Annotated in this window: 1 pseudogene; it reads left to right on the forward strand. The window is 63.9% G+C overall.

From position 1 onward, the window contains the following. Positions 1-543 (forward strand): annotated as a pseudogene (gene infB, locus AAE045_RS24185) (translation initiation factor IF-2); the annotation flags it as partial.

Genomic DNA, 543 nt, shown 5'->3' on the forward strand with positions numbered 1-543 from the left:
GGACGTCGCGCAGCAGCGCGAAACCAAGCGCCGTGAATCGCGCCTGGTGCAGTCCGCTGGCAGCCGCATGGAAGACATCATGGCGACCCTGGGCAAGGGCGATGGCCAGCAGGTGCTGAACCTGGTGATCAAGGCCGACGTGCAGGGTTCGGTGCAGGCGCTGAGCCAGGCACTGGTCGCGCTGTCCAACGACGACATCCGCATCAACGTGATCCACTCCGGCGTGGGCGGCATCACCGAGTCGGACGCCAACTCGGCGGTTGCCTCCAAGGCCACCGTGATCGGCTTCAACGTGCGTGCCGACGCCTCCGCGCGTCGCATCATCGAGTCCAACGGTGTGGACCTGCGTTACTTCTCGATCATCTACGACGTGATCGATCAGGTGAAGCAGGTGGCCTCCGGTCTGCTCGGCGTGGAAATCCGCGAAGAGATCATCGGTATCGCCCAGGTCCGCGATGTGTTCCGCAGCTCGAAGTTCGGTGCGGTCGCAGGCTGCATGATCATCGAAGGTACGGTGAAGCGCAGCAAGCCGATCCGCGTCCT

The sequence above is a fragment of the Dryocola clanedunensis genome, assembly GCF_038405435.1.
GTDB lineage: Bacteria > Pseudomonadota > Gammaproteobacteria > Enterobacterales > Enterobacteriaceae > Dryocola > Dryocola clanedunensis_A.